2 protein-coding genes are annotated in these 1,304 nt (G+C 37.3%); both read right to left on the bottom strand.

What is annotated here, in order from left to right:
• Window positions 1-249: 249 nt before the first annotated feature.
• A complete protein-coding gene (locus tag VXK47_RS19885) occupies window positions 250-558 on the bottom strand; it encodes a CopG family antitoxin (protein ID WP_435550535.1) in 309 nt (102 codons plus the stop codon).
• The gene (locus VXK47_RS19880) at window positions 551-832 is read right to left on the bottom strand and encodes a hypothetical protein (RefSeq protein WP_435550534.1); all 282 of its coding nucleotides are present in this window, start codon (window positions 830-832) and stop codon (window positions 551-553) included. The genes VXK47_RS19885 and VXK47_RS19880 overlap by 8 nt, the downstream gene beginning before the upstream one ends.
• Window positions 833-1,304 lie beyond the last annotated feature (472 nt).

The raw sequence follows: 1,304 nt of genomic DNA, 5'->3' as shown, positions 1-1,304 counted from the left end.
TCGCCAAGGCCGCGTTGGCTGATGATTTTAATGCCGTTTGCAACAAAAACCAGAAACTCTCCCGAAAATCTTTCGTGGACGCGCTGTTACGGATGGTCGCGTGAGTAAACCATGCATCATTTCGGTGAAACTTTAGATTATGTATTTTTTGTTTTATAACGCTAAATTGAGCTGCGCCGGGTAAATACCAGAAACGCTCAATATCGAAAGATATAAGTTGAAAGCAATAACTTCCAAAACAGCGAGATATTAGGCGTCAGACTCAAATGACTTGTTCGGCCTTGGTTTTTCTATAAGATAGCCGGAAACATAACGGTGGAGAACGCTAGACATAAGTGTTTGATATGGAATTCCATTTTCTACAGCAAGAGCTTGGATTTCCTCCAGAACTTTAGAAGATATTCTGATATTAACTCTTTTATCCTTTTTCAAGGTTTTGCGTGCATAGTGCTGGTGTTTCATTATTTCTGCTTTAACATTTTGCACTGACTTCCACTCACCTCGCTCAAAGGATTCGAGAATCTCTTGTTCGTCTTTATCGAGTTTAATTTTACTCATTCTTGCCTCCTAAATAATCACGAGTGGCTTTACGACTCGGAATTATTGTTTTTAAAAACTTACCATTTTCATTTTCAACAAATGGAACAAGATAGACATAATCATTAATTTCAACGACAAGTATCTGTTGGTTCGGATATTTTGACTGGTTGGGATGAGTTACAATATCAAGCAAATCACCTTGTTCAATATGCATGGTTATTTGCTCAAAACTGATACCACGTTCTATTTTAAGCCTTTCATTCTTTTCCTTATTCCATTTATAATGGTCCATAAATTAAATTTATTACAATGTGTGCCCAATGTCAATATTATTTGGGTTTTAAAGCCGAACGGTGGAAATAACCCACGCCGCCGCCGTTAATGGATTTAAAAAGGTACTTACTCGGCGTTGGGTTCATTGATTTGTTATAAAAGGATTGTAATATGCAAAACATAAACGCCAAAAATAAGAACGCAATAACGTCTTTTACCTTCCAAGGGTCTTCAAAAATTATAAAACGATATCCGCCTTCAGCGCAAGTGGGTCAAGACTTACGCTTAATATCTTATGACAATGAGGGCATATAGACGTTTTGAACATTTTGGTTTTCCTTTATTATGTATTTTTTGTTTTATAACGTCGCAAATCACCTGCGCTGAAAGCGTCAGGTGCATTTGCATTGTTAGGCAGATCTGGCACTCTTGTTTCTATTGGGCAGTATAACCCCCATCTATAACTAACTCGGTTCCGGTAACAAATTTAG

The organism is Desulfobacterium sp. N47 (genome assembly GCF_051233685.1).
Classification (GTDB): Bacteria; Desulfobacterota; Desulfobacteria; order Desulfobacterales; family RPRI01; genus RPRI01.
The sequence above is the reverse complement of the archived record's forward strand: the minus strand, read 5'-3'. Positions and strand labels throughout refer to the sequence as shown.